23 protein-coding genes are annotated in these 24110 nt (G+C 61.1%); 6 read left to right on the top strand and 17 right to left on the bottom strand.

Annotated elements, in window-relative coordinates; all coding sequences use genetic code 11:
• Positions 1-48 precede the first annotated feature (48 nt).
• From AC097A_RS10645 to AC097A_RS10575, 15 genes are all read right to left on the bottom strand, one after another.
• Positions 49-519 (bottom strand): PaaI family thioesterase, encoded by a 471-nt coding sequence (locus tag AC097A_RS10645; protein WP_315848271.1) that lies wholly within the window; start codon positions 517-519, stop codon positions 49-51.
• 5 nt (positions 520-524) lie between these two features.
• Entirely contained in the window at positions 525-1316 is a 792-nt protein-coding gene (locus AC097A_RS10640) for an SDR family NAD(P)-dependent oxidoreductase (protein WP_315495131.1), read from the bottom strand.
• Positions 1317-1404: 88 nt separating this feature from the next.
• On the bottom strand, positions 1405-1632 hold the full coding sequence (locus AC097A_RS10635) for a hypothetical protein (RefSeq protein ID WP_479620796.1): 228 nt from the start codon (positions 1630-1632) through the stop codon (positions 1405-1407).
• The gene (locus AC097A_RS10630) at positions 1632-3479 is read right to left on the bottom strand and encodes an acyl-CoA dehydrogenase (RefSeq protein ID WP_479620795.1); all 1848 of its coding nucleotides are present in this window, start codon (positions 3477-3479) and stop codon (positions 1632-1634) included. Before AC097A_RS10630 ends, AC097A_RS10635 begins: the two co-directional genes overlap by 1 nt.
• Before the next feature lie 18 nt (positions 3480-3497).
• On the bottom strand, positions 3498-4136 hold the full coding sequence (locus AC097A_RS10625) for a hypothetical protein (protein ID WP_479620794.1): 639 nt from the start codon (positions 4134-4136) through the stop codon (positions 3498-3500).
• Positions 4137-4241: 105 nt separating this feature from the next.
• Positions 4242-5549 (bottom strand): cell envelope integrity protein CreD, encoded by a 1308-nt coding sequence (gene creD, locus AC097A_RS10620; RefSeq protein ID WP_479620793.1) that lies wholly within the window; start codon positions 5547-5549, stop codon positions 4242-4244.
• Between the two features lie 150 nt (positions 5550-5699).
• Complete coding sequence (locus AC097A_RS10615) at positions 5700-6875, bottom strand: acetyl-CoA C-acyltransferase (protein WP_105260900.1); 1176 nt, start codon at positions 6873-6875, stop codon at positions 5700-5702.
• Between the two features lie 22 nt (positions 6876-6897).
• Positions 6898-8391, bottom strand: a complete 1494-nt coding sequence (locus AC097A_RS10610) for a M20 family peptidase (RefSeq protein WP_479620792.1) — start codon at positions 8389-8391, stop codon at positions 6898-6900.
• A gap of 14 nt (positions 8392-8405) precedes the next feature.
• Entirely contained in the window at positions 8406-10505 is a 2100-nt protein-coding gene (locus tag AC097A_RS10605; RefSeq protein ID WP_479620791.1) for a 3-hydroxyacyl-CoA dehydrogenase NAD-binding domain-containing protein, read from the bottom strand.
• A 128-nt stretch (positions 10506-10633) separates the two neighbouring features.
• Positions 10634-11329, bottom strand: coding sequence for an ABC transporter ATP-binding protein (locus AC097A_RS10600; RefSeq protein ID WP_105260897.1), 696 nt, complete (start codon positions 11327-11329; stop codon positions 10634-10636).
• Between the two features lie 2 nt (positions 11330-11331).
• The gene (locus tag AC097A_RS10595) at positions 11332-12120 is read right to left on the bottom strand and encodes an ABC transporter ATP-binding protein (RefSeq protein WP_479620790.1); all 789 of its coding nucleotides are present in this window, start codon (positions 12118-12120) and stop codon (positions 11332-11334) included.
• Entirely contained in the window at positions 12117-13415 is a 1299-nt protein-coding gene (locus tag AC097A_RS10590; protein WP_479620789.1) for a branched-chain amino acid ABC transporter permease, read from the bottom strand. Before AC097A_RS10590 ends, AC097A_RS10595 begins: the two co-directional genes overlap by 4 nt.
• A 7-nt stretch (positions 13416-13422) precedes the next feature.
• Complete coding sequence (locus AC097A_RS10585) at positions 13423-14457, bottom strand: branched-chain amino acid ABC transporter permease (protein ID WP_479620788.1); 1035 nt, start codon at positions 14455-14457, stop codon at positions 13423-13425.
• Between the two features lie 106 nt (positions 14458-14563).
• Positions 14564-15796: a branched-chain amino acid ABC transporter substrate-binding protein gene (locus AC097A_RS10580; RefSeq protein WP_315479139.1), complete on the bottom strand. Its 1233-nt coding sequence runs from the start codon at positions 15794-15796 to the stop codon at positions 14564-14566.
• Positions 15797-15903: 107 nt separating this feature from the next.
• Positions 15904-17532, bottom strand: a complete 1629-nt coding sequence (locus AC097A_RS10575; protein WP_479620787.1) for a 3-(methylthio)propionyl-CoA ligase — start codon at positions 17530-17532, stop codon at positions 15904-15906.
• A 129-nt stretch (positions 17533-17661) separates the two neighbouring features.
• Here AC097A_RS10575 and AC097A_RS10570 point away from each other — a divergent pair, with 129 nt between their 5' ends.
• The 6 genes from AC097A_RS10570 to AC097A_RS10545 all read left to right on the top strand — a co-directional run bounded on the left by AC097A_RS10570 (position 17662) and on the right by AC097A_RS10545 (position 22147).
• Positions 17662-19146: a protein adenylyltransferase SelO gene (locus AC097A_RS10570; protein WP_479620786.1), complete on the top strand. Its 1485-nt coding sequence runs from the start codon at positions 17662-17664 to the stop codon at positions 19144-19146.
• A gap of 108 nt (positions 19147-19254) precedes the next feature.
• Positions 19255-19662: a peptide-methionine (R)-S-oxide reductase MsrB gene (msrB, locus tag AC097A_RS10565; RefSeq protein WP_105260890.1), complete on the top strand. Its 408-nt coding sequence runs from the start codon at positions 19255-19257 to the stop codon at positions 19660-19662.
• Positions 19659-20213: a septation protein A gene (locus tag AC097A_RS10560; protein WP_479620785.1), complete on the top strand. Its 555-nt coding sequence runs from the start codon at positions 19659-19661 to the stop codon at positions 20211-20213. Before msrB ends, AC097A_RS10560 begins: the two co-directional genes overlap by 4 nt.
• The gene (locus tag AC097A_RS10555) at positions 20210-20503 is read left to right on the top strand and encodes a BolA family protein (protein WP_479620784.1); all 294 of its coding nucleotides are present in this window, start codon (positions 20210-20212) and stop codon (positions 20501-20503) included. Before AC097A_RS10560 ends, AC097A_RS10555 begins: the two co-directional genes overlap by 4 nt.
• Before the next feature lie 25 nt (positions 20504-20528).
• Complete coding sequence (locus tag AC097A_RS10550; RefSeq protein ID WP_479620783.1) at positions 20529-21311, top strand: peptidylprolyl isomerase; 783 nt, start codon at positions 20529-20531, stop codon at positions 21309-21311.
• A 74-nt stretch (positions 21312-21385) separates the two neighbouring features.
• Entirely contained in the window at positions 21386-22147 is a 762-nt protein-coding gene (locus tag AC097A_RS10545; RefSeq protein ID WP_315479145.1) for a FliA/WhiG family RNA polymerase sigma factor, read from the top strand.
• Here AC097A_RS10545 and AC097A_RS10540 read toward each other — a convergent pair.
• Both AC097A_RS10540 and AC097A_RS10535 read right to left on the bottom strand, forming a co-directional pair.
• Positions 22144-22869: a heparan-alpha-glucosaminide N-acetyltransferase gene (locus AC097A_RS10540; RefSeq protein WP_479620782.1), complete on the bottom strand. Its 726-nt coding sequence runs from the start codon at positions 22867-22869 to the stop codon at positions 22144-22146. The two genes, AC097A_RS10545 and AC097A_RS10540, sit on opposite strands and share 4 nt — an antisense overlap.
• Entirely contained in the window at positions 22866-24086 is a 1221-nt protein-coding gene (locus AC097A_RS10535; protein ID WP_479620781.1) for an MFS transporter, read from the bottom strand. The genes AC097A_RS10540 and AC097A_RS10535 overlap by 4 nt, the downstream gene beginning before the upstream one ends.
• Positions 24087-24110: the final 24 nt, after the last annotated feature.

The raw sequence follows: 24110 nt of genomic DNA, 5'->3' as shown, positions 1-24110 counted from the left end.
CTGTTTGCGCATATTTCACCTGGGCTAGCGCCTTGTTTTGCTTAAAAATCAGTCGGTAGACAGGCCACCGGGCTGCAGGTTCAGTGGGTTCACGCTGCGCCCCCCCGTGGCCAGGCGCTTCACGTATTTGAAGGTGCCCGTGGCATGGGCGCAAGGTTTGCCCGCCACGTCAAACACGGTGGCCTGGGTGAAGGCCATGGTGGCGGTGCGGTGCATCAGTTCACCCTTGGCCACCAGTGGCCCGTCGGCACTGGGCACGGCGGGCTGCATAAAGCTGGTTTTCATCTCGATGGTGACCACGCCCATTTCGGGCGCCACACTGCGTGCCGCGGTGGCCATGGTCACGTCCAGCAGCGTCATCAGCGCGCCACCGTGGGTCACGTTGAACGAATTGAGGTGCTCGGCCTTGGGCGCGTACCGAATCTCGGAGCGCCCGTCGGCAAACAGCGTGAGATCAAACCCCAGGTGCGTGACAAAAGGAATCTCGACCCCAAAGCCGCCGCTGACCGAGCTCGTCATACCGGTCAGCCGCCTGTGACGACGGACACGCCGCCGTCCACCGCCAGCCACTGGCCAGTGATGTGTTTGCCCGCATCGGACGCGTACAGCACCACCAGGCCTTTCAGGTCCTCGTCGTCTCCCAAGCGCTTAAGTGGTGCGCCCGCAGCCAGTTTGTCTTCGCCCATGGACTTGAGCAAGCCGTAGGTCATTTTGCTGGGGAAAAAGCCCGGGCAGATGGCGTTGACGGTGATGTTGTACTTGCCCCATTCGGCGCCCAGGGTGCGTGTGAAGTTAACCACGGCGCCCTTGGAGGTGTTGTAGGCAATGGTCATCATGCCTTCGGGGTTGCCGTTCAGGCCGGCGATAGACGCGATGTTGATGATGCGGCCCGTCTTGCGCGGAATCATGCTCTTCTTGGCAATGATCTGGCTCAGCAAAAAGTAGCCGCGCACGTTCAGGTTCATCACCTTGTCCCAGGCTTCGGTGGGGTGGTCTTCGGCCGGTGCGCCCCAGGATGCGCCAGCGTTGTTCACCAGAATGTCCACATCGCCCATGCGCTGCAGGGTTTCTTCGGCCAGGCGGGTGATCTCGCTGTCCTTGGCGCAGTCGGCTGCAATCCAGCGCGCGTCAATACCGGCAGCCTGCAACTCGGCACAGGCCTGCTCCAGGTCTTCGGCCTTGCGCGAGCTGATCATGATCTTGGCACCGGCTTCACCCAGGGCGTGGGCCATTTGCAGGCCCAAACCGCGCGAGCCGCCGGTGATCAGGGCGGTCTTGCCGGTCAGGTCGAAAAGTTTCTGGATGGTGCGTGTCATGCGTGTCTACCTTGTGGGAATGGAGAGAAAAAATGATTGTCCGTTTCACCGCGCCACAACCATGTCTCCAGCGCGATATGGGCGCCGCTCAGTCCTCTTCGCGCAGGCGCGAACGCACGTAAATCAGCACCACCCCAGCCACCACGGCCAGGCCGCCCAATTGGTAAAACAGGCCTGCGTCTTGCGCCTCTTGCTGGTCGATGAACAAGCCCAGCACGACGGACAGCAGCCCGCCGTATATCAATACCCAGATCATGCGTTCGACACGCAGCAGGCGGGCGTTGGTGGTGCCGTTGTATTTTTTGAAAAAGGCCATCAGAAAGCTCCTTCGGGAAATGATGCACAGGTCAGATCCCGTGATTGCACCACACCCAGCCAGGCACCGATTTTTGGCAGTTCGTAATGGAAGAAAAATTGCGCCGCGCCCACGTGGCCCTGGGTCGCCAGTTGCTCTTGTTTGGGGTCGTTGTCCAGCGCGCAGGCGGCCACGTCCAGCCAGATCCAGGCCAGCACCGTGTGGCCAAATGCCTGCAGGTAGGGCACGGCATTGGCCAGTGCCTCGCCGGGCACACCGGTGGCCCAGGCCTGCTGCGTGGCGGTGCCCACGTCCTGCAGCGCCTTGCCCAGCGCCTTGGCATGCGCTGCCAGTGCAGGAATGCCGCTGCAGCGGTGCACTGTGGCCATCACGCGGTGGCTCAGCAACGTCAGGCCCCTGCCCTCCTCCATCAGCACCTTGCGGCCCAGCAGGTCCATGCCCTGGATGCCGTGGGTGCCCTCGTGGATCATGTTCAGGCGGTTGTCGCGCCAGTATTGCTCCACCGGAAAATCGCGCGTGTAGCCATAGCCGCCGTGCACCTGGATGGCAAGCGAATTGGCCTCCAGGCACCACTCGCTGGGCCAGCTCTTGGCAATGGGCGTCAGCACCTCCAGCAGCAGGCGCGCCTCTTCGGCCTGCGCACCGCCTGCCGTGTGGTGCTCGTCCACCAGGCGCGCGCAGTACAGCTCCAGCGCAAGCGCGCCTTCGCAGTACGACTTTTGCGCCAGCAACATGCGCTTCACATCGGCGTGTTCAATGATGCGGGTTTGCGGCGCGGCAGCGTCTTTGCCCGCACCAGTGATGGGCCGACCCTGGGGGCGGTTCTTTGCGTAGTCCAGCGCGGCGTAGTAACCCGCCATGCCCAGCATGGTGGCGGCAATGCCCACGCCAATACGCGCCTCGTTCATCATGTGGAACATGCAGGCCAGGCCTTTGCCCGGCTGGCCCACCAGGTAACCCACGGCACCGGCCTGGCCATCGACCGGGAACTTGCCTTCGCCAAAGTTCAGCAGCGTGTTGGTGGTGCCACGCCAGCCCAGCTTGTGGTTCAGACCCGCCAACGCCACGTCGTTGCGCACGCCCGTCAGCTCGCCCTGGGTGTTCACCATCTTCTTGGGCACGATGAACAGCGAAATGCCGCGCGTGCCGGGCACCAGCTTGCCGTTTTCATCGGGAATCTTGGCCAACACCAGGTGGATGATGTTCTCGTTGATCTCGTGTTCGCCCGACGAGATCCACATCTTGTTGCCCTTGAGGCGGTAGCGTGGGCCCAGCGGGTCGTTGGCAAAGTCTGCACCATCGGGCACGGCCTTGGTCGCCACGTCCGACAGGCTGGACCCCGCCTGCGGCTCGCTCAGGCACATGGTGCCCGCCCAGCGACCCGAAAACTCATTTTTGGCAAACACCTCTTTTTGCAGCGCTGTACCATGCGTCATCAGCAGGTTGGCATTGCCCGTAGTCAGCATGCCGGTGCCAATGCTCACAGAGGCGCAAGCAAAGAAGGCGTTGGCCGCAGCCTCCACGCTGTAGGGCAACTGCATGCCACACATCTCGTAGTCCTGCGCGGCCGACAACATGCCGGACTCGGCATAGGCCTTTTGCGCATCGTGCGTGGCCTGCGGCAACACCACCCGCAGGCTGCCATCGGGCTCGGTCACCGTGCGCGGTTCTTCCACATCGGCCAGGCGGTTAAACGGCGCGTACTTCTCCCGCGCAATCCGCTCGCAGGTGTCCAGCACCGCGTCAAAGGTCTCACGGTTGTGGTCACTGAACCGTTCGCGCTCGGTGAGCGCGGTGGTGTCGAGCCAGTCGTTGAGCAGGAAGTCGAGGGTGGTGCGTAGGGTCATGGGAATAGGGACTCAAAATCAATCATGAATGTTGAACTTTCGAATGACAGGCTTTGGTGAGATGCCGCGAAATTGCACTGCGGCAAGTGAGTTTGTCGGCCAAGTCACGGAAAAGTCTGCGCCTGGATGCCTGGAGGTCAATCGAAAAAATCTTGGTTTGCCGACGAGAACGACAGCATGCAGCTCCTCGCTTTCTTCACCGTAGTGAGGACTACAAAGGAACACAGCACGATCCCCCTTGGGACTGAAGTGCATTGAAGCAACGCTATTACAAGGCGTGTCGGCCATATCTCCAGTCACCTTGTTGACAAAAGTGATGCCGCTCCATTCGTATCCCTCGTAATCAAAGGTCCAGTAGCTGGGCGCAAGCTGTTTGGGTCGAAAAAAGTAGGCCGTCGACTTGTCCCCCTCGTACCAGCTGTCCTGCAGTTTGACGGTGCGTTGCGCGGCCCTCATTTGGTAAGTGGGGCCACCCGCATCGCAAGACTTCAGAACCACCTTGATCTCAGGGGGCAGGTTCTGGCGAGACTGGAGAAACTTGGGCATGCGCCACTCAGATAGGTCCCATTTGCAAAGCTGCATCTGGTCTTCCAGGAGGTCCGCTTTCACAAGGGCTGGCAAGAGTATCGCCAAGCATGCCCATTTTTTACTCATCATGGATATGAATCAGATGTTGGGAAGTGGGACAAAGCAGGCAGTAGCCAAGGCTCAAATACATACGAGTCATTGTCCCATCAGCCGGGTGCTTCCCGGCCGAGGAAGTTAGTGTGAACCATGCCCATACCAATCCACCTTGCGCGTCCCCAGCATCACAGCAGCTAACAACAGAAACATCAACACAGAGCCCAGTAACAGCGCATTCTGCTCGGACTGCAAGATGCCGAATAGCGCTGCGTAGAGCGTGCCCATGGCGGTACTGAACCCAACAGCCCGTGCGGCACCACGCAGCACCGAGGCCAAGTACACACCCACCAAAACCACCGACGCCGTAGCGGACAGGCCGTAGGCCACGGGAAAGGCCATGTGCTCCGACAAACTAGTGAGCAACAAGAAGAACACCGCTTGGGCAAGGCCCACCAGCAGGTACTGGATGGGGTGGATGCGCAGGTTCTTGAGCTGCTCGAAGACAAAAAAGGCGGCAAAACTCAGTGCAATGAACAGGAAGCCATATTTCACCGAGCGTGTGGCTTGCTGGTACACGTCCACCGGTTCAATCAGGCGCACTTGAAACCCTTGTGCGGTCGCACCACCATTGGATGCGAGCGCGGTTGTACCCCACTGGGCTGTAAAACCTGTATCTTGCACGGTTCGTGTGCGGGGCAAAAAGTCGCCACCAAAGCTGGGGTGCGGCCAGTTGCTGCTCAGGTCGGCAGTGACAACATCGCCCACGGGCACAAAACCGAAACCGCTGGTGCCCACCAGGCGCACCGTCACGGTAAATGGCAAGGTCTTGGCGCTGCCGTCCAGGTTCACCTCGCTGGCGACGCTATGAAAGCCACTTGTAAAGTCTTTGACATCACTGCCGCTTTCTATGGCCAGCGTAGCCCCTGCCAGGGTAACCACAGGCGCACCGGCGATGCCGCGCGTGTCGCCCACACCCACGGTCAACACCGGGGTGCCCCACTTGAGTCGGGCGTTGGGCCCCAGCCTTGGCAAGTCTTTGGCCGTGGGCGCCACATAGTGGCCACTCAGCGTGGCGTTGAGCTCAAACACAGGGGTGCTGAACAGGCCCAGCTTGCGGCGCTCTACGTCCATCTGGCCCTTCAAATCGACTGCAGATGGGGTTACCTGCAGAGTGTGTTTGCGCGTGGCGCGGGTGGTGCCTGTCACCGCGCCAGCCTTGGACCAGCCTGTGACGGGTTCGTCAAATTCCTCGTCCACGGTGATAGTGAGCACCGGGCCCCACAGCGTTTGTTCGCCGGCAGAGCTGGCGGCAATGGCCTGCACTGCCTCTTCGCGGTAGCTGGTGCGCTCGTGGATGGTGTTTTCAATCATCAGCAGCGGCACCCACAGCAAGATGCCCAATAGAAACACCAGTGCACATTTCAAAAACAGTGCGTTTTTCATCATCTCAGACCCTTGTTGTTGCATGTGCTGGCAGTGTCAGCAGCGTGTGCGATGCCGATGTGATGGCACGGTGCGGGTAAAGTGAAGTCTGTGTGAAAAAGAAAAAGGCCACCGTCTCCGGTGGCCTTTGGCTTGGCAGATGCCGATGCGGCGTTACAGCACTTCAAACACGCCCGCAGCACCCATGCCGCCACCAATACACATGGTCACCATGACCTTCTTGGCGCCGCGGCGTTTGCCTTCAATGAGGGCGTGGCCGGTGAGGCGCTGGCCGCTCATGCCGAAGGGGTGGCCCACGGCGATGGCACCACCGTTGACGTTGAGCTTGTCAGCGGGGATGCCCAGCTTGTCGCGGCAGTAGATCACCTGCACGGCGAAGGCTTCGTTCAGCTCCCACAGGTCGATGTCGTTGATGGTCAGGCCCAAGCGCTTGAGCACCTTGGGAATAGCGAACACGGGGCCGATGCCCATTTCGTCAGGCTCGCAACCGGCCACGGCAAAACCGAGGAAGCGGCCCAGGGGCTTGAGGCCCTTTTGCTCGGCCAGCTTTTCGTGCATCACCACGGTGGCGCCAGCGCCATCGGACAGTTGGCTGGCGTTGCCGGCGGACACCAAGCCACCGGGCACGGCAGAGCGCAGGTCCTTGATGCCGTCATAGGTGGTACCAGCGCGAATGCCTTCGTCATCGCTGACCGTGACCTGCTTGGTCATCAGGCCCATAACCTTGTCGGCCACGCCCATGGTCACGGTGATGGGGGCGATCTCGTCCTTGAACAGGCCTTTTTCCAACGCGGCCGAAGCCTTTTGCTGGCTGCTGGCGCCGTACTCGTCCATGGCCTCGCGGCTGATGTTGTAGCGCTTGGCCACTTGTTCGGCGGTTTGCAGCATGGCCCAGTAGACCTCGGGCTTGTTCTTCATGAGCCAGGGGTCTTGCAGCATGTGCATATTCATTTCTTGCGCGGTGCAAGAAATGGCTTCCACGCCACCGGCTACGTAAATGTCGCCTTCGTTGGCCATGATGCGCTGGGCGGCGGTGGCAATGGTTTGCAGGCCAGAGGAGCAAAAGCGGTTGATGGTCATGCCCGACACAGTTACGGGGCAACCAGCGCGCAGCGCAATCTGGCGGGCAATGTTGGCGCCGGTGGCGCCTTCGGGCGTGCCGCAGCCCATGATGACGTCGTCCACCTCACCGGCTTCGATGCCGGCGCGCTGGATGGCGTGCTCGACCACGTGGCCGCCCATGGTGGCGCCGTGGGTCATATTGAAAGCACCCTTCCAGGCCTTGGTGAGGGGGGTGCGTGCGGTGGAAACGATTACTGCTGATGTCATGGTGAAGCTCTCCTAAATAGGGTCAGGGTTGGGGTGCCTTGGCACCTTGCGTCAAAAGGCGGTGGTAAAAGCGGATCAGCTCCACATAGTTGCTGATGGCGATGCGTTCATTGGTGCCGTGGAAACGTGGCAGATCTTGCGGGCCGGCGCGCACGGGCGAGAACTTGAAGATGTGATCGCTGATCTCGCCGAAATGGATCGAGTCAGAGCCCCCAATCATCAGACCCGGTGCCACCAGGGTGCCAGGAAACACCTCACGGATAGTGCGGTTGATCAGCGCGTACTGGGCAGAATCGGTGGGCGTGACCTTGGAGGCTTCGGCGCCACCGGGCAGGGCAAACAGTTCAAACTTGTCCGTCTTGGTGGCGTCTGCTACCAGCGCGCGGGTGCGTTCCACCACCATGTCTTTGGTGTCGCCAGGCAGCAGGCGAAAGTTGACGGTGGCCTCGGCCTGGCCGGGCAATACGTTGTCCTTGTTGCCCGCGTTCACAATGGTCAGCGCGGTGGTGGTACGCATGACAGCATTGGTGCCGGCGCCGCTTTCCAGCTGCTTTTGCACAATCGGGCCAAACAGCCACAGATTGGACAACGCCACGCGCGAAAAGCCGCTCATCTCGGGTGCCACGGTGGCAAACATTTCGTCAGCCACACCGCGAATGCCCCCGGGCAACTGCTCGTCGTCAATGCGCTTGAGGGCCGCACTCATCATGGCAATGGCGCTGGTGCCCTTGGGCGGCGGCATGGACGAGTGGCCGGGCGTGGCCGACATCTTGAGCACGACCGAGAGGTAGCCTTTTTCGGCCACACCGATCAACGCGGCCGGGGCCTTGAGGCCGGGCATGATGCCTTCGGTAATCAGCAGGCCTTCGTCAATGACAAAGTCCAGCCGTACCTTGCGCTCCTTGAGCAGCGCGGCAATCTGCTCGGCACCGCGGTGGCCGCCGACCTCTTCGTCGGCACCAAAGGCCAGGTGCACCGTGCGCTCGGGCTGGTAGCCACTGGCCACCAGCATCTCGATGGCTTCCAGTTGGGCCATGAGGTTGCCCTTGTCGTCCCAGGCGCCGCGGCCCCAGACAAAGCCGTCTTTCACCTCGCCGCTGAAGGGCTCGGTGCTCCAGGCTTTTTCGGTTCCGGTGGCAATCGGCACCACGTCCTGGTGCGCCATCAGCAGAATGGGTTGCAGCTCTGGTTTGCTGCCAGGCCAGGTGTAGAGCAGGCTCAGCCCGCCCACCACCTCGCGCTTGAGGGCGGCGTGGGTTTTGGGAAACTTGGCCTGCAGCAGCGCATGCAGTTGCTTGAACTGGTCCGCGCTCAGGTTGGCATCGCTGCGCGAAGAGATGGTGCGCAGGCGCACTGCCTCACCCAGGCGCTGGGCGGCGCTGGCTTCGTCCACGGCCAGCACAGGCACAGGCGGCACGTCGAGCTGGCGCGAGCCCTTGCGCAGGGTGTTAATGGCCAGGACGGCCACCACACCCAGCAACAAAGCCAGCACAGCCCACGCTATTTTCTTGGCCATGGTGCGGTGGCCTGTCAGTTAAAGGTTTTGCCTTCGGCTGCCAGCTTGGCCAACAGCGGCGCGGGCTGCCAGAACTTGGCGTCGTCCAGCGGATTCTGGGCAAAACGGTTCATGGCTTGCACCACGTTGAACAGGCCCACTTCGTCGGCGTAGTTCATGGGGCCGCCGCGGTGTGCGGGGAAGCCGTAGCCAAAGATGTAGACGATGTCGATGTCGCTGGCCTTGGCAGCAATGCCCTCTTCCAGGATGTGGGCGGCCTCGTTCACCAGGCTGAACACCAGGCGTTGCACGATTTCTTCGTCCGAAATCTTGCGGGGCGTGATGCCCAGGCTCTTGCGGTGTTCTTCAATCATGGCCACCACCTCGGCATTGGGGATGGCGTCGCGCTTGCCGGGCACGTAGTCGTACCAGCCGGCACCGGTCTTCTGGCCAAAGCGGCCTTTTTCGCACAGCAGGTCGGCAGTCTTGCTGTATTTCATGTCAGGCTGCTCGGTGTAGCGGCGCTTGCGAATGGCCCAGCCAATGTCGTTGCCGGCCAGATCGCCCATGCGGAACGGGCCCATGGCCATGCCAAACTTTTCCATGGCTTTGTCCACCTGCGCGGGGGTGCAACCTTCGTCCAGCAAAAAGCCACCCTGGCGACCGTACTGTTCGATCATGCGGTTGCCGATGAAGCCGTCGCACACGCCAGACACCACAGCGGTCTTCTTGATCTTCTTGGCCAGGCTCATGACGGTGGCCATCACGTCCTTGGCAGTCTTCTCGCCGCGCACCACTTCCAGCAGCTTCATCACGTTGGCGGGGCTGAAGAAGTGCAGGCCCACCACGTCTTCGGGGCGCTTGGTGAAAGCCGCAATCTTGTTCACGTCCAGCGTGGAAGTGTTGGACGCCAGGATGGCACCGGGCTTCATCACGCGGTCCAGCTCCTTGAACACGGCTTCCTTCACGCCAATCTCTTCAAACACGGCTTCGATCACCATGTCGGCAGTGTTTAGCTCGTCGTAGCTCAGCGTGGTGCTCAGCAGGCTCATGCGCTGCTCGTACTTGTCTTGTTTGAGTTTCTTCTTGGCGACCTGGGCTTCGTAGTTTTTGCGGATGGTGGCAATGCCGCGGTCCAGCGCTTCCTGCTTCATCTCCAGCATCTTGACCGGGATGCCCGCGTTCAAGAAGTTCATGGCAATGCCGCCACCCATGGTGCCAGCACCAATGACTGCTACAGAGTTGATAGCGCGTTGCGCAGTATCTGCGGGCACATCGGCCATTTTTGATGCTGCACGTTCAGCCAAAAACAGGTGGCGCAAAGACTTGCTCTCAGCCGTCCACATGAGCTTGATGAAGATGTCACGCTCTACGGCCATGCCCTCGTCAAACTTCTTTTTGGTAGCGGCTTCCACAGCGTCCACGCACAGGGCGGGTGCGGGGAAGTTTTTGCTCATGCCCTTGACCATGTTGCGGGCAAACTGGAAGTAGGCATCGCCCATGGGGTGCTTGCACTTCAGGTCGCGCACCAGCGGCAAGGGCCGCACATCCGCCTTTTCACGCGCAAAGGCCATCGCCTCTTCCAGCACGCTCTCGGCCGACGCGGACAACTTGTCGAACAGCTTCTGGCCGGGGGCCATAACCAGCATGTCGCTCTTGACGGTTTCACCGCTGACGATCATGTTCAGTGCGGGCTCTACACCCAGCACGCGCGGCAGGCGCTGCGTGCCGCCGGCGCCAGGCAGCAAGCCCAGCTTCACTTCGGGCAGGGCCACGCTGGTGCCAGGGGCGGCAATGCGGTAGTGGCAACCCAGGGCCAGTTCCAGCCCGCCGCCCATGACCACGGTGTGGATGGCTGCCACCACAGGTTTGCCAGAGGCTTCCAACACGCCGATCACGCTGATCAGGTTGGGCTCCTGCAGAGCGGTGGGTTTGCCAAATTCCTTGATGTCTGCACCGCCCGAAAACGCCTTGCCAGCACCAGTGATCACGATGGCCTTGACCGCAGCATCGGCGTTGGCCTGGGCCATGCCGTCTGCAATGCCTTGCCGGGTGGACAAGCCCAGGCCGTTGACGGGCGGGTTGTTCAGCGTGATGACGGCGATATCGCCATGGACTTGGTACTGGGCGGTCATGCTTTCGTTCCTTGAAAAGGTGGAGCCAGAGAAGAAAATAGAACGATCGTTCTTTTTTGCGATTGTAGGTGCTTTGCCTGCCATTCCAAGCGCTTTTGTCCCACGTGGGACAAACCAAGGGTTATCCCTTAGACCTCCAGCCACTCTTTGCGCGTGTAGCTGTCTTCGCGCAGCGCCTGGGGCGTACCTTCAAACACAATGCTGCCGTGGCCCATGACCAGGCAGCGGTCCGAGATGGCCATGGCGATGGTGAGCTTCTGTTCGATCAGCAGCACCGAGATACCGCGATCCCGCAGCGTTTTGAGGTACTGGGCGACCAGCTCCACGATCTTGGGCGCCAGGCCTTCGGTGGGTTCGTCAATGATGATGAGGTCCGGGTCACCCATGAGGGTCCGGCACAGGGTCAGCATTTGCTGCTCGCCACCGGACAAAACACCGGCTTCGGTGTGTTCCCGTTCTTTCAGGCGCGGGAACATGGCGTACATGTCGTCAAAGCTCCAGCGGCCCTGCTTTTTGCTGCGTTTTTGCCCGAGCAGCAGGTTTTGCTGCACCGTGAGTTTGGGAAAGATGTCGCGGTTTTCAGGCACATAACCGATGCCGAGGTGGGCGATCTCAAAGGCCTCTTTGCCGCGGGTTTCCTGGCCTTTCCACTGCACCGAGCCCTCACACTCCACCAAACCCATGATGGCCTTGGCCGTGGTGGAGCGGCCCGAGCCGTTGCGCCCCAACAGGGCAACAATTTCGCCCTCGCCTACCGCCATGTCCACGCCATGCAACACATGGCTTTTGCCGTAGAAGGCGTGCAGATTTTTGATGCTCAACATAGTCAGTGTCCTCCCGCCTGCGCGTCGGCCACCGAGGAGCCCAGGTAGGCTTCCTGCACACGTGGATTGGCGCGCACGGCTTCGGGCGTGTCAAAGGCAATCACCTCGCCGTAGACCACCACGGCTATTTTGTCGGCCAGGCCAAACACCACACCCATGTCATGCTCCACCGTCAGCAGGGTCTTGCCCTCGGTCACTTCTTTGATCAGGCCCACAAAGCGCCCGGTTTCGCTTTTGCTCATGCCCGCGGTAGGCTCGTCCAGCAAGATCACATTGGCGCCGCCGCCAATGGTGACGCCAATTTCCAGTGCACGTTGTTCGGCGTAGGTCAGGTTCATGGCCAATACATCGCGTTTTCGGTCGAGTTTGATCATGGTCATCAGCTCTTCGGCGCGCTCGTTGGCGTCGTCCAGGTCCACCAGAAACTTCAGGAAGGTGTACTTGTAGCCCAGGCTCCAGAGCACACCACAGCGCAGGTTTTCGAACACGCTGAGCTTGGGGAAGATGTTGGTGATCTGGAAGCTGCGCGAGAGGCCCAGGCGGTTGATCTCGAACGGTTTTTTGCCGTTGATGCGTTGGCCACTGAGCAACACGTCGCCACTGCTGGACTCGAACCGCCCGCTGATCAGGTTGAACAGCGTGGACTTGCCGGCACCGTTGGGGCCGATGATGGCCACGCGCTCGCCGGCCTGTACGGCCAGGTTGACACCACGGATGATTTCAGACTTGCCAAAGCTTTTGCGCAGGTCGCGCAGTTCCAGTGCCGGCGTCTGGTGGGGTGTTGCGCTCACAGGGCGTCCCTCCGCTGGGTTTCTTTTTCAATCTCTTCCTGGATTTCGCTCCAGTCGCGGCTGAACTGGCGGCGCACCAGCTCAAACAGGGCGACCCCAGTGACCAGCACCAACAATGATCCAAACCAGCTGTTGAGACTGGTGGCGTTGAGCGTGGCCCCCAGAAAACGCAGCTCCGGCCCCAGGGCCGCATTAAGTTGCTGGTGGTAGACCATTTCGACCATGGCGCCCGCGCCAGCCAAGGCCACCAGGGCCGTGCCCGCCAAGCCCATGTAGCTGACCCACAGGCGGCCCAGCTTGCCGAACTTGGCCACGCGCAGATTCATCATGATCAGGCTGGCAATGCCACCCGGGGCATACATCACCATGAACAGGAAGATCAGGCCCAGGTACAGCAACCAGGCTTTGGTGAACTCGCTAAGCAGCACAAAGGCCAGCACCATGAGCACAGCACCGAGGATGGGACCGAAGAAGAAGGTCGCGCCGCCCAGAAAGGTGAACAGCAGGTAGGCACCCGAACGCGATGCGCCCACCACCTCGGCCGTGACGATTTCGAAGTTCAGCGCCGCCAGACCGCCAGATATGCCGGCAAAAAAGCCCGCAATGATGAAGGCCGTGTAGCGGATGCGCTGCGGGTTGTAACCGATGAACTCCACACGCTCCGGGTTGTCGCGCACGGCGTTGAGCATGCGGCCCAGCGGCGTACCGGTGAAGGCAAACATGGCGGCCACCGCCACAAAGGTGTAGGCCGCGATCAGGTAGTACACCTGCACCGCGGGCGCAAAGGTGATGCCGAAAAAAGGCTGCCCAACCACGCGGTTGGCCGACACACCGGCCTCGCCACCAAAAAACTCGGAGAACATCAGCGACATGGCAAACACCAGCTCGGCCATGCCCAGCGTGATCATGGCGAAGGTGGTGCCCGACTTGCGTGTGGTGACATAACCCAACAAGGCGGCAAAGCCCATGCCGGCTACACCGCCCACCAGCGGGACCAGGCTTACCGGGATGGCCCAGGTGCCTGCACCCGCAGCATTGAGCGCGTGGATAGCCATGTAAGAGCCCAGGCCGGTGTACACCGCATGGCCAAAACTCAGCATGCCGCCCTGCCCCAGCAGCATGTTGTAAGACAGGCAGGCAATGATGGCAATGCCCATCTGCGAGAGCATGGTGATGGACAGACCGCTGGTGAACACACGCGGAGACACCAGTAGCAGCAGGGCAAACAGGCCCCACACCAGGATGCGCCCCACATTCAGGGGTTTGAAGGCGTAATAACGCTTGCTAGCTTGCATAAATGGATCAGCCTTCCCGGGTGCCAAGCAATCCCTTGGGCCTGAATATCAAAATTAATACCAAAAACAGGTAGGGCAAGATGGGCGCTACCTGGGCAATGGTGAGCTTGGCCACCGAGTTGTTGCGCAGCGTGTCGCTGACCTGCACACCCAGGCGTGGCAACACATCGAGCAGCGAGTAGTCAAACGCCACAGCAAAGGTCTGGATCACACCAATCAGCACCGACGCCAGAAAGGCACCGGACAGCGAGCCCATGCCACCCACCACCACCACGACAAAGATAACGGAGCCCACAGTGGCTGCCATGGCCGGCTCGGTCACAAAGGTGCTGCCACCGATGACGCCGGCCAAGCCGGCAAGCCCCGTGCCTACGCCAAACACCAGCATGAAGACGCGGGGTACGTTGTGGCCCAGGGACTCCACCATTTCAGGATGGGTCAATGCCGCCTGGATGACCAGGCCAATGCGGGTGCGCGTCAACATGAGCCAAAGTGCCAGCAGCATCAGCAGCGCAATCACCATCATGAAACCACGCGTCATGGGAAATGGCGAACACACCACGCGCACCGCCGTATCGGCTGCCGCGCACAGCTCGGCCGGTGCAGCGCCCCATACCAGTTGCAGGCCGTTCACCGCATGGTTCACCAGCGTAAAGGCCGGGCCTTGCAGTGAGAGGGGTGGCTTGAATTCGAGCGCAGTGCGGCCCCAGATCAGTTGCACCAGTTCCAGCAGGATGTAGGACAGGCCAAAGGTAATCAGCAGTTCGGGCACGTGGCCAAACTTGTGCACTTTGCGCAGGGCCACACGCTCAAATACTGCGCCCATGGCGCCCACCACCAACGGGGCCACCACCAGCGCAGGCCAAAAGCCGACCCAGCCCGACACGGTGTAGCCCAGGTAGGCCCCCACCATGTAAAAGCTGGCGTGCGCAAAGTTGAGCACGCCCATCATGCTGAGGATCAGCGTCAGGCCGGCGCTGAGCATGAACAGCAGGAGCCCGTAGCTCAAACCGTTCAGCATCGAAATGATGAAAAACTCCATCCGCTAACTACCTTTCAACCCGCGGCAGATGCACAGGGCATCCACCCAAAAAAAGGCCCGACAAGGATGACCGGGTCGGGCCTGCGTACGCTACACCGATGACCGCTTAGCCAGGGCGCTTCATCTGGCAGCTGGTGGGGGTGCTGGACACGTAAGACTCGAAGGTTTTGACCGGGGCCAAGGTCATGCCGGTGTTTTCAGGGCTGTAGGGGTACTTCTTGTCCGCCTTTTGCCATACGGTCATGTACAGGGGCTGCTGCAGTTGGTGGTCGGTCTTGCGCATTTCCACCTCACCGTTGTAGCTCTTGAACTTCATGCCTTCCAAGGCTACCGCCACCTTGACGGGATCGGTGGACTTGGCCTTGGCCATGGCTTCGCTCAGTGCGGTGTAAATGTGGATGACGGAGCCGGTGTAGAAGTCGTCGTTGAACTTGGTCTTGAAGTCGGCTGTCCACTTGTCCATCTGGCCACCCATGTTGTAGTGGCTGTACGCGATCTGGTAGACACGGCCGGCAGAGTTGGCGCCCAGCGCGGTGGGCGTACCGCTCACCCCGGTGTAGTAGGTGTAGAAGCTGCCGGTGTAGCCGCCTTCGTTGGCTGCCTTGACCAGCAGGGCCAAGTCAGACCCCCAGTTGCCGGTGATCACCGTGTCGGCACCCGAGGCCTTGATCTTGGCGATGTAGGGCGAAAAGTCGCGCACCTGGGCCAGGGGGTGCAGGTCGTCGCCGACGATTTGCACGTCCGGGCGCTTGCGGGCCAGGGTCTCTTTGGCGTAGCGCGACACCTGCTGACCATGCGAGTAGTTTTGGTTCAGCAGGTAGACTTTTTTCACGTCTTTTTTATCGGCCATGAAGGTGGTCATGGCTTCCATCTTCATGGAGGTGTCTGCGTCAAAACGGAAGTGCCAGTAGTTGCACTTGCTGTTGGTGAAATCGGGGTCCACGGCGGAGTGGTTGAGGAAGATGACTTCCTTGCCGGGGTTGCGTTCGTTGTGTTTGGCCACAGCGTCAATCAGCGCACCGGCCACGGCCGAGCCATTGCCCTGCGTGATGTAACGCACGCCCTGGTCCAGGGCCGACTTGAGTGCGTTCAGGCTCTCGGTGGGGCTGAGTTTGTTGTCAATGCCAATGACTTCAAATTTGACGCCTGCAGGGTTGTTGGTGCTGAACTTTTCGGCAAAGAACTGAAAGCTCTTGAGCTGGTTGGTGCCCACGGGCGCCATCAAGCCGGACAAGGGGTCGATCCAGGCGATTTTGACGGTCTCGCCTTTTTGCGCGAGGGCATTTTGGGCACAGACCACCAAGGCAGCTGCAGCGATGAATTTGAGTGTGGTTGTCATGGTTTGTCTCCTGTAAAACTCAAGCCTGCGCAGCGTACATTTATTTGTGCAGTGCAGCGCAAGGGTTTCCACCAAGAGGTATCACCCATGCGACTGCGCGCACTGTTTTAGAGCGCGGGCAAGCAGTAGTCCCGCAGCATTTCACGCAACTTGCTCTTCTGCATCTTGCCCGTGCCGCCCAGCGGAATTGCATCCACAAACACCACGTCGTCGGGCACCTGCCACTTCGCTGTTTTACCTTCGTAAAAGGCGAGCAACTCATCGCGTGTGACATCGCTGCCAGGCTTCTTGACCACCGCAATGATGGGGCGCTCGTCCCATTTGGGGTGCTTCATGCCGATGCACGCGGCCATGGCCACGGCGGGGTGGGCCATGGCAATGTTCTCCACATCAATCGAGCTGATCCATTCGCCGCCGGACTTGATCACGTCCTTGCTGCGGTCGGTGATTTGCATATAACCATCGGGGTCGATGGTGGCCACATCACCCGTGGGGAACCAGCCATCCACCAGCGGCGAACCGCCCTCGCCTTTGAAATATTCACTGATGATCCAGGGGCCTTTGACCAGCAGGTCGCCATAGGCCTTGCCATCCCAGGGCAGCTCTGCACCAGCCTCGTCCACGATCTTCATGTCCACGCCATAAATACCGCGGCCCTGCTTCAGGCGCACCTTCATCTTGTCGGCCGAGTCCATGGGCAGGTGTTTGTTCTTGAGCGTGCACACCGTACCCAGCGGTGACATCTCCGTCATGCCCCAGGCGTGCAGCACTTCCACACCGTACACGTCGTTGAACGCAGTGATCATGGCCGGTGGACAGGCCGAACCGCCAATCACGGTGCGTTTGAGGGTGGAGAACTTGAGACTGGCAGACTGCATGTGCGCCAGCATCATTTGCCACACCGTGGGCACACCGGCAGCAAAGCTGACCTTCTCGGATTCAATCAGCTCAAAGATGGACTTGCCGTCCATGGCGGGGCCGGGGAATACCAGTTTGGCACCGGTCATGGCGGCGGAATACGGCAGCCCCCAGGCGTTGACGTGGAACATGGGAACGACGGGAAGCACCGAATCGCGCGCGCTCATGTTGAGGGCATCGGGCAGCGCACCGGAGAACGCATGCAGGATGGTGGAGCGGTGGCTGTACAGCGCCGCCTTGGGGTTGCCGGTGGTGCCACTGGTGTAACACATGCTCGATGCCGAGTTTTCGTCAAACTCGGGCCAGCTGTATTGCTCGGGTTGGCCCCCCATCCAGGCTTCGTAACTTTGCAGACCAGGGATGCCGGTGTCGGCGGGCAGCTTGTCCGCGTCGCACAACGCAATGAAATGTTTGATGGTGGTGCAGCGGCTGTGCACGGCCATGACGATGGGCAGGAAGGTCATGTCAAAACACAGCACCTGGTCTTCCGCGTGGTTGGCAATCCAGACGATCTGGTCGGGGTGCAGGCGCGGGTTCAGCGTGTGCAACACGCGGCCCGAGCCGCTCACACCAAAGTACAGCTCCAGGTGGCGGTAGCCATTCCAGGCCAGCGTGGCTACGCGGTCGCTGAACGCAAGGTCCAACTGGTCCAATGCATGGGCCACCTTGCGGGCGCGCACCGCCACTTCTTTGTAGGTGGTGCGGTGGATATCCCCTTCCACTCGACGTGACACCACTTCACCCTCGCCATGGTGGCGCTCTGCAAAATCAATCAGGGTAGAAATCAGCAGTTGCTGGCTTTGCATCAAACCTAACATGGGTCACCTCTGTAATTATTTGGACGATCGCTGGGCGCCGCGACGGGTGTCGCCTACGCGTCGCCGCATGGTAATCCCAGCAAGCCCCTGAAAAAGGCCTGCATTAGTCATATGCGGGACAATTCAGCCATGCCTATTTCGTCACATCTGGACGACCCACTGGAGGTGGGTCTGTCCTGGGTCAATCGCTTTGCCACGCTGGGCGATGACTTTTACGCCGCACTCTCCCCCACCCCCTTGCCTGCCCCCTACTGGGTGGGCCGCAGCAGCAGCGCCGCGCAGGCCTGGGGCCTGGGGCCGCAGTGGCTGCAGTCGGACGACGCCCTGCAAGCCTTTACCGGCAACCGTCCGCTCGCGGGTGGGCTGTCACTGGCCAGTGTTTACAGCGGCCACCAGTTTGGCCAGTGGGCCGGCCAGTTGGGCGATGGCCGCGCCATCCTGCTGGGCGAAACACCGGGATGGGAGGTGCAGCTCAAAGGCGCGGGACTGACACCGTTTTCCCGCATGGGGGATGGCCGGGCCGTGCTGCGCAGCAGCATCCGAGAATTTTTGGGCAGCGAGGCAATGCACGGTCTGGGCATCCCCACCTCGCGTGCGCTGTGCGTGACGGGTTCGGACGCGCCGGTGCGCCGCGAAGAGATGGAGACCGCGGCCGTGGTCACACGCCTGGCACCCAGCTTTATCCGCTTTGGCCATTTCGAGCATTTTTGCCACCACGGGCACCACGACCAGCTCAAGGTGCTGGCCGACTTTGTGATCGACCACCACTACCCCGAATGCCGCACCGATGCGCGCTGGGGCGGCAACCCCTATGTGTGCCTGCTGGCCGCGGTGACCGAGCGCACCGCGCAAATGGTGGCGCAGTGGCAGTCTGTAGGCTTTTGCCACGGGGTGATGAACACCGACAACATGAGCATCCTGGGGCTGACGATTGACTACGGCCCCTTCCAGTTCATGGACGCCTACGACCCCGGCCACATCTGCAACCATTCGGACCACCAGGGTCGTTACGCCTTTTACAAACAACCCAATGTGGCGTACTGGAACCTGTTTTGCCTGGGCCAGGCGCTGATGCCGCTGATAGCAGAGCAGGAACAAGCCATTGCAGCGCTGGAAACCTTCAAAGCCATTTACCCGCTGGCATTTGCCCAACGCATGGCCGCCAAACTGGGCTTTGCCGAGCTGCAGGAGGCGCACCGCCCGCTGATCGAAGACATTCTGAAATTGCTGGCGGCCGACAAGGTGGACTTCACCATCTTCTGGCGCCGCCTGAGCCACTGGGCGCGCGAGCAGCGCGCGGACTACGCCTCGGTGCGTGACCTGTTTCTGGACAGGACCGGGTTTGATGCCTGGCTGCTATCGTATTCAGAGCTGCTCGCGCATATTCCACGGGGGCTAGCGGCCAATTTGATGCTTAAAACCAACCCCAGGTACGTGCTGCGGAACCATTTGGGCGAAGAGGCCATCCAAGCCGCCAAGCGCAAGGATTTCACCGTGGTCGCCGATTTGCTGAAAGTTTTGGAGCACCCGTTCGACGAACACGAGGAGCACGCGGCCTGGGCCGACTTCCCACCCGACTGGGCGGGCAGCATCGCCATCAGCTGCAGCTCCTGAGGATGTGGCCCCCACGCTCCACCGCTCTGCGGGTCGCTGTCCCCCAAGGGGGCATGTCTTCCCTTGGGACGGCCCGGCGGGAAAACAAGACTTAACCAAGGAACCTCTATGACGTACCCCGTGACCAAAACCGACGACGAATGGAAGGCCCTGCTGGCCGAGAAAGGCGCCGAACCCGCGGCCTTTCAGGTGACGCGCCACGCCGCCACCGAGCGCCCGTTCAGCGGCAAGTACGAACGCCAGTGGGCCGATGGCAGCTACCACTGCATCTGCTGCGGCAACACACTGTTTGATTCCGAGACCAAGTTCGACGCGCACTGCGGCTGGCCCAGCTTCTCGCTGGCCGTCCCCGGCGCCATTAAGGAAATCACCGACACCAGCCACGGCATGCGGCGGGTGGAAACCGTGTGCAGCCAGTGCGGCGCGCACCTGGGCCATGTGTTTGATGACGGCCCCACCGACACCGGCCTGCGTTATTGCATGAACTCGGCCTCGCTACACTTCACGCCTGCATGAAAACCTTCCTCGACTTTTTCCCCATCCTGCTGTTCGTCGGCGCCTACAAGTTTTACGACATCTACGTGGGTACTGCCGTGCTCATGGGTGCCACCGTGTTGCAGATGGCCGTGATTTACGGCATGGACCGCAAGCTCCAGGTCATGCACAAGATCACACTGGTGCTGATTTTGGGCTTTGGCGCCATGACCTTGGCGCTGCACGACGACCGCTTCATCAAGTGGAAACCCACGGTGCTGTACACCGTCATGGGCATTGCCCTGGCGGTGGCCGTCTGGGGCCTGAAGAAAAACTTCCTCAAGTTGCTGCTGGGCAGCCAGCTGGAGCTGCCCGACAGCATCTGGCACAGGCTCAATGTGGCGTGGATTGTCTATACCTTGTTCATGGCGGCCATCAATGCCTATGTGGTGCTGTACTACAGCACCGAGACCTGGGTGAACTTCAAGCTCTGGGGTTATGTGTTTCCGCTGGTGTTCATCATTGGGCAGGGGCTGTACATTTCGCCCTATCTCAAGGGGGACGAAGCATCCCAGGACAAACCCGCACCATGACCGCCATCCCCACCGCCGCCAACCTGCAGATTCGCCTGCAAGAACGGCTGGCCCCTAGCCGCCTGGAAGTGCTGGACGAAAGCTACCAACACGCCGGCCATGTAGGTGCCAATGACACGGGTTTTGGTACCCACTTTCGGGTGCGTATCGCTTCACAATTGTTTACAGGTAAGAGCCGTGTGGCGCGCCATCGCCTTGTGTATGATGCGCTGCAAGATTTCATTGATCAGGGCTTGCATGCCCTGGCCATTGAGGCCGAAGACTCGCCCTCTGGCAGCACCCCCACTTGATAAAAGTATCCCTGAAGGAAACGGTATGAAGAAGCACATTTTGACCGCCCTGGCCGCCGCTGCGCTACTGAGCGCTGCCTCGGTCGCCATGGCCCAGAACATCGCTATCGTGAACGGCAAAGCCGTTCCCAAGTCCCGCGTGGATGCCTTGGCCGAACAGGTGAAGCGCTCCGGCCGTCCCGTGACGCCCGAAATGCAAGGCCAGCTGAAGGAAGAAATCATCGCCCGCGAAATCTTCGTGCAGGAAGCCCAGGCCCGCGGCCTGGACGCCACCGATGACTACAAGAACCAGTTGGAACTGACCCGCCAGTCCATCCTGATTCGGGAACTGTTTGCCGACTTCCAGAAGAAGAACCCGGTGACCGATGAAGAAATCAAGGCCGAGTACGACAAGTTTGCTGCGACCAACGCTGGCAAAGAATACCGCGCCCGCCACATCCTGGTCGAAAAAGAAGACCAGGCCAAGGCCATCATCGCCAAGCTGAAAAAGGGCGGCAAGTTTGAAGACATCGCCAAGAAAGATTCCAAGGACCCCGGCTCCGGCGCCAATGGCGGTGACCTGGATTGGGCCAACCCCAGCAACTACGTGAAAGAGTTCTCGGACGCATTGGTAGCTTTGGCCAAGGGCAAAACCACCGAGACCCCGGTGAAGACCCAGTTTGGTTATCACATCATCCGTCTCGAAGACATCCGCGATCCCCAGTTGCCCAAGCTGGAGGACGTGAAGCCCCAGATCGCCCAACAGCTGACCCAGCAGAAGATGGGCAAGTTCCAGGAAGACCTGCGCGCCAAAGCCAAGGTGGAATAATTCCCCGGGCTTTCTGCGAAGCATTACAGTCAAAGCGCGGTCCCGGCCGCGCTTTTTCTTTGCCCGTCGTTTTTATGAGCCGCAAACCCGACCTTAGCCACCCGGATGACCAGCAGCTGGTGCGCCAGCACAGCCCGCTGGTGGGCAAGATTGCGCGCTCCCTGGCCCACGGCATGCCTCCCAATGTACTGACGGACGATCTGGTGCAGGACGGCATGCTAGGGCTGATAGACGCCATCATTCGCACCACGCGGGAGACATCTGGGGCGGAGTTTGAGCATTACCTGGCCCAGCGCGCCCGCGGGGCGATGATCGACGGCCTGCGGGCCCTGGACCCCGCCACCCGCCAGGTACGCCGCAGCATGCGGCTGGTAGAGCAAACCCTGCAGCAGCTAGGCCACCAATTGGGGCGTGCCCCAGCCGAAGGCGAAGTGGCCCAAGCCATGGACATGGCGCTGGAGGACTACCGCCAGCTGCTGCAGCAAGCGCATGGGTATTTGCTGGTCTCGCTGGACGACCTGGCCGAAAACGCCGACATGCACGGCTACCTGGAGCAATGTGCAGGCAGCGATACCGACCCGCTGGTGCTGCTGGAACGCTCGGTGTTTCGCAAGGCACTGGCCAGCAGCCTGCGGGCACTTAATGCGCAGATGCAGGAATTACTCAACCTGTATTACGTGGAGGAGCACAAGATGCACGAGATCGGTACGCGGATGGGCCTGAGCGAATCCCGTGTCTCCCAACTCCACGCCAGCGCTATCGCCGGCTTGCGCGCGCAGCTGCTGGACGCCGAGCAAAACCAGCAACTGCTACAGCCGCGCCGGGCGGTACGTTAGGCGGCGAGCCACAGCAGTGCCAGCAGCACCGGCTGGTGCAGCATGTAGTAACTCAGGCTCCAGGCTCCCAGCCAGGCCAGCGGACGCAGGGCTGGCCCAGGCACCCAGGCCGGGCCAGCTAACCGCCGGCGCAGCCACCACTGGGTGGCGGCCACGCCCCACCACATGACACCCATCCATGGGACCAGCGGAACATAGTCCTCGGTGATGGGTTTGGTGTTGATCAAGCCCAACCAGTTGAGCGGTTTTTCATTAAAGAAAGTGGCCAACCAGCCCGTATCCATTGCGCGAGCAGCTATGTATTGCATAGCAATTGCCAGCGCCCCCAGCCACCAGAGCCAGCGGCCCCAGTGCACGGTAAGGCGCGCGATCAGCAGCATCACGGCCATGCCGTGCAGTACGCCAAAGTAGATGTAGCTGTTGGGAAACATGAGCGCAGAACCCGCCGTGACCAGCAGCGCACACAGGGCAATTTGCCCCCAGCGTCGCCAGAACTGGGGCCAGCGCTGGCCTTGTTGGCCGGCCAGCGCCTGCCCGGCCCCGGCGCACAACAAAAACAGGCTCAGAATGAAAGTGCGCTGCCATGTCCACACCGGATCGGTGTAAAAGTTTTGCTGTATCAAACCCGCGTTTTGCAGGTCAAAACAGAAGTGATAAACCGTCATCCACAGCATGGCCACGCCGCGCAGCACGTCAACACTGGCGTGGCGCAAAGGCTTCATGCAGCGCCACGCCTCTGCTGGGCCGTGCCCCACAGGCTCAGGGAGAGCCCGAAACTGGCGCACAGCAGCACACACAACGCCAGGCCACTGCCTCCCAGACCACTGATGGCCAATGCAAAACAGGGAGGGCCCAGCGTAGCGCCCAGGTTACCCATTTGCGCCACGGCGCCATTGGCGCGGGCCTGCTGGGCGGGCTCCTCGTTCAGAAAAGGAATCAGCGCAAACGAGCTGCCCCCTGCTAGTCCGGCCGCAAACATGAGCACCAGCGCCACCGGTGCCACCCACCAGCCCGCCCACAACCCCAGGCCCCAGGCCAGGCCACTCACCCCGACCGAGACAAAAGCCCAGCGCGTCAGGCGCAGCGGTGACAACCAGTACTGCGCCACCCAGCCGGCGCAAAACGTACCAGCCACCCCGGTTAACGGCAAGGTGGCAGCAAGCCAAACCCGGTCTGCCCCGCCCTGCTGGGGCAAAAAGGTCAGCAGCGCCACCGCCATGCCGGTGTAGCCCAGAAAACACAGGCCCGGCAAAGCGGTGGTCCAGCGTGTATAGATGTGAATATGTTGTCGCAGCAGGGCCTGCAGGTGCAGGGGCATTGGCTGCCACTGGGCAGGCGCCCCTGGTGCGCGTTGGCGCAGCACATCGGCGGGCAAAAGTAGCGCGACCGCCACAGCCACCACCGCCAAGCCCAACGCATGGACCTGGAACAGGGCTGCGAGCCCAAAACGGTCAATAAAAGGCAGCCCCGCCGCACCGGTAATGGCAAAGGCCACGCCAACAAAGGTGCTCCACAGCCCCATGGCAATGGCCCGGTGCTGCGGCGCGGCGCTGGCGGCCATGAGGGTGGGCGCGGCCACCACCACGGCCAGATGCGAGGCCCCTTCGAGCACGCGGCTGGCCCAAAACCAGGGCAAGGGCAACAAGAATGATTGAGACAAGGCAAGCAGCGCCCCCAGGCCCAAACCGCCCACCAGCAGGCGCCGGTAGCCGATGCGCGGGGCCAGCAGCCCCATGGTCACCCCCAGCAAGAGGCCCACCATGCCCACGGTCGACAACACCCAGCCCATGCTCGCGGCGCTTGCCGCGTAGTGGTTTTGCAGCTCGACAAAAGCCACAGCAATCTTGGCAAATTGCATGGCGGCCAGAATGCCGCTGAGCCATAACACGGCCACGCGGGGCCAATGGGTGGAGGGTGCGGGTGTGGGAACTTGGGCCATGGGAAGCGCCGCAGTGTACCGCCT

It is taken from the genome of Rhodoferax sp. XS2R6 (genome assembly GCF_056521365.1).
Note: the sequence above shows the minus strand (reverse complement) of the source record. Positions and strands in the feature narration are given on the sequence as shown.

Excerpts from the sequence above, each read along its gene's own strand:
- AC097A_RS10550 (WP_479620783.1), top strand. The coding sequence starts at position 20,529 with ATGAAGAAGCACATTTTGACCGCCCTGGCCGCCGCTGCGCTACTGAGC.
- AC097A_RS10535 (WP_479620781.1), bottom strand. The coding sequence starts at position 24,086 with ATGGCCCAAGTTCCCACACCCGCACCCTCCACCCATTGGCCCCGCGTG.
- AC097A_RS10570 (WP_479620786.1), top strand. The coding sequence starts at position 17,662 with ATGCCTATTTCGTCACATCTGGACGACCCACTGGAGGTGGGTCTGTCC.
- AC097A_RS10575 (WP_479620787.1), bottom strand. The coding sequence starts at position 17,532 with ATGTTAGGTTTGATGCAAAGCCAGCAACTGCTGATTTCTACCCTGATT.
- AC097A_RS10605 (WP_479620791.1), bottom strand. The coding sequence starts at position 10,505 with ATGACCGCCCAGTACCAAGTCCATGGCGATATCGCCGTCATCACGCTG.
- AC097A_RS10630 (WP_479620795.1), bottom strand. The coding sequence starts at position 3,479 with ATGACCCTACGCACCACCCTCGACTTCCTGCTCAACGACTGGCTCGAC.
- creD (WP_479620793.1), bottom strand. The coding sequence starts at position 5,549 with ATGATGAAAAACGCACTGTTTTTGAAATGTGCACTGGTGTTTCTATTG.
- AC097A_RS10590 (WP_479620789.1), bottom strand. The coding sequence starts at position 13,415 with ATGCAAGCTAGCAAGCGTTATTACGCCTTCAAACCCCTGAATGTGGGG.
- AC097A_RS10645 (WP_315848271.1), bottom strand. The coding sequence starts at position 519 with ATGACGAGCTCGGTCAGCGGCGGCTTTGGGGTCGAGATTCCTTTTGTC.
- AC097A_RS10580 (WP_315479139.1), bottom strand. The coding sequence starts at position 15,796 with ATGACAACCACACTCAAATTCATCGCTGCAGCTGCCTTGGTGGTCTGT.
- AC097A_RS10585 (WP_479620788.1), bottom strand. The coding sequence starts at position 14,457 with ATGGAGTTTTTCATCATTTCGATGCTGAACGGTTTGAGCTACGGGCTC.
- AC097A_RS10635 (WP_479620796.1), bottom strand. The coding sequence starts at position 1,632 with ATGGCCTTTTTCAAAAAATACAACGGCACCACCAACGCCCGCCTGCTG.
- AC097A_RS10640 (WP_315495131.1), bottom strand. The coding sequence starts at position 1,316 with ATGACACGCACCATCCAGAAACTTTTCGACCTGACCGGCAAGACCGCC.
- msrB (WP_105260890.1), top strand. The coding sequence starts at position 19,255 with ATGACGTACCCCGTGACCAAAACCGACGACGAATGGAAGGCCCTGCTG.
- AC097A_RS10555 (WP_479620784.1), top strand. The coding sequence starts at position 20,210 with ATGACCGCCATCCCCACCGCCGCCAACCTGCAGATTCGCCTGCAAGAA.
- AC097A_RS10545 (WP_315479145.1), top strand. The coding sequence starts at position 21,386 with ATGAGCCGCAAACCCGACCTTAGCCACCCGGATGACCAGCAGCTGGTG.
- AC097A_RS10615 (WP_105260900.1), bottom strand. The coding sequence starts at position 6,875 with ATGACATCAGCAGTAATCGTTTCCACCGCACGCACCCCCCTCACCAAG.
- AC097A_RS10560 (WP_479620785.1), top strand. The coding sequence starts at position 19,659 with ATGAAAACCTTCCTCGACTTTTTCCCCATCCTGCTGTTCGTCGGCGCC.
- AC097A_RS10610 (WP_479620792.1), bottom strand. The coding sequence starts at position 8,391 with ATGGCCAAGAAAATAGCGTGGGCTGTGCTGGCTTTGTTGCTGGGTGTG.
- AC097A_RS10540 (WP_479620782.1), bottom strand. The coding sequence starts at position 22,869 with ATGAAGCCTTTGCGCCACGCCAGTGTTGACGTGCTGCGCGGCGTGGCC.
- AC097A_RS10625 (WP_479620794.1), bottom strand. The coding sequence starts at position 4,136 with ATGATGAGTAAAAAATGGGCATGCTTGGCGATACTCTTGCCAGCCCTT.
- AC097A_RS10600 (WP_105260897.1), bottom strand. The coding sequence starts at position 11,329 with ATGTTGAGCATCAAAAATCTGCACGCCTTCTACGGCAAAAGCCATGTG.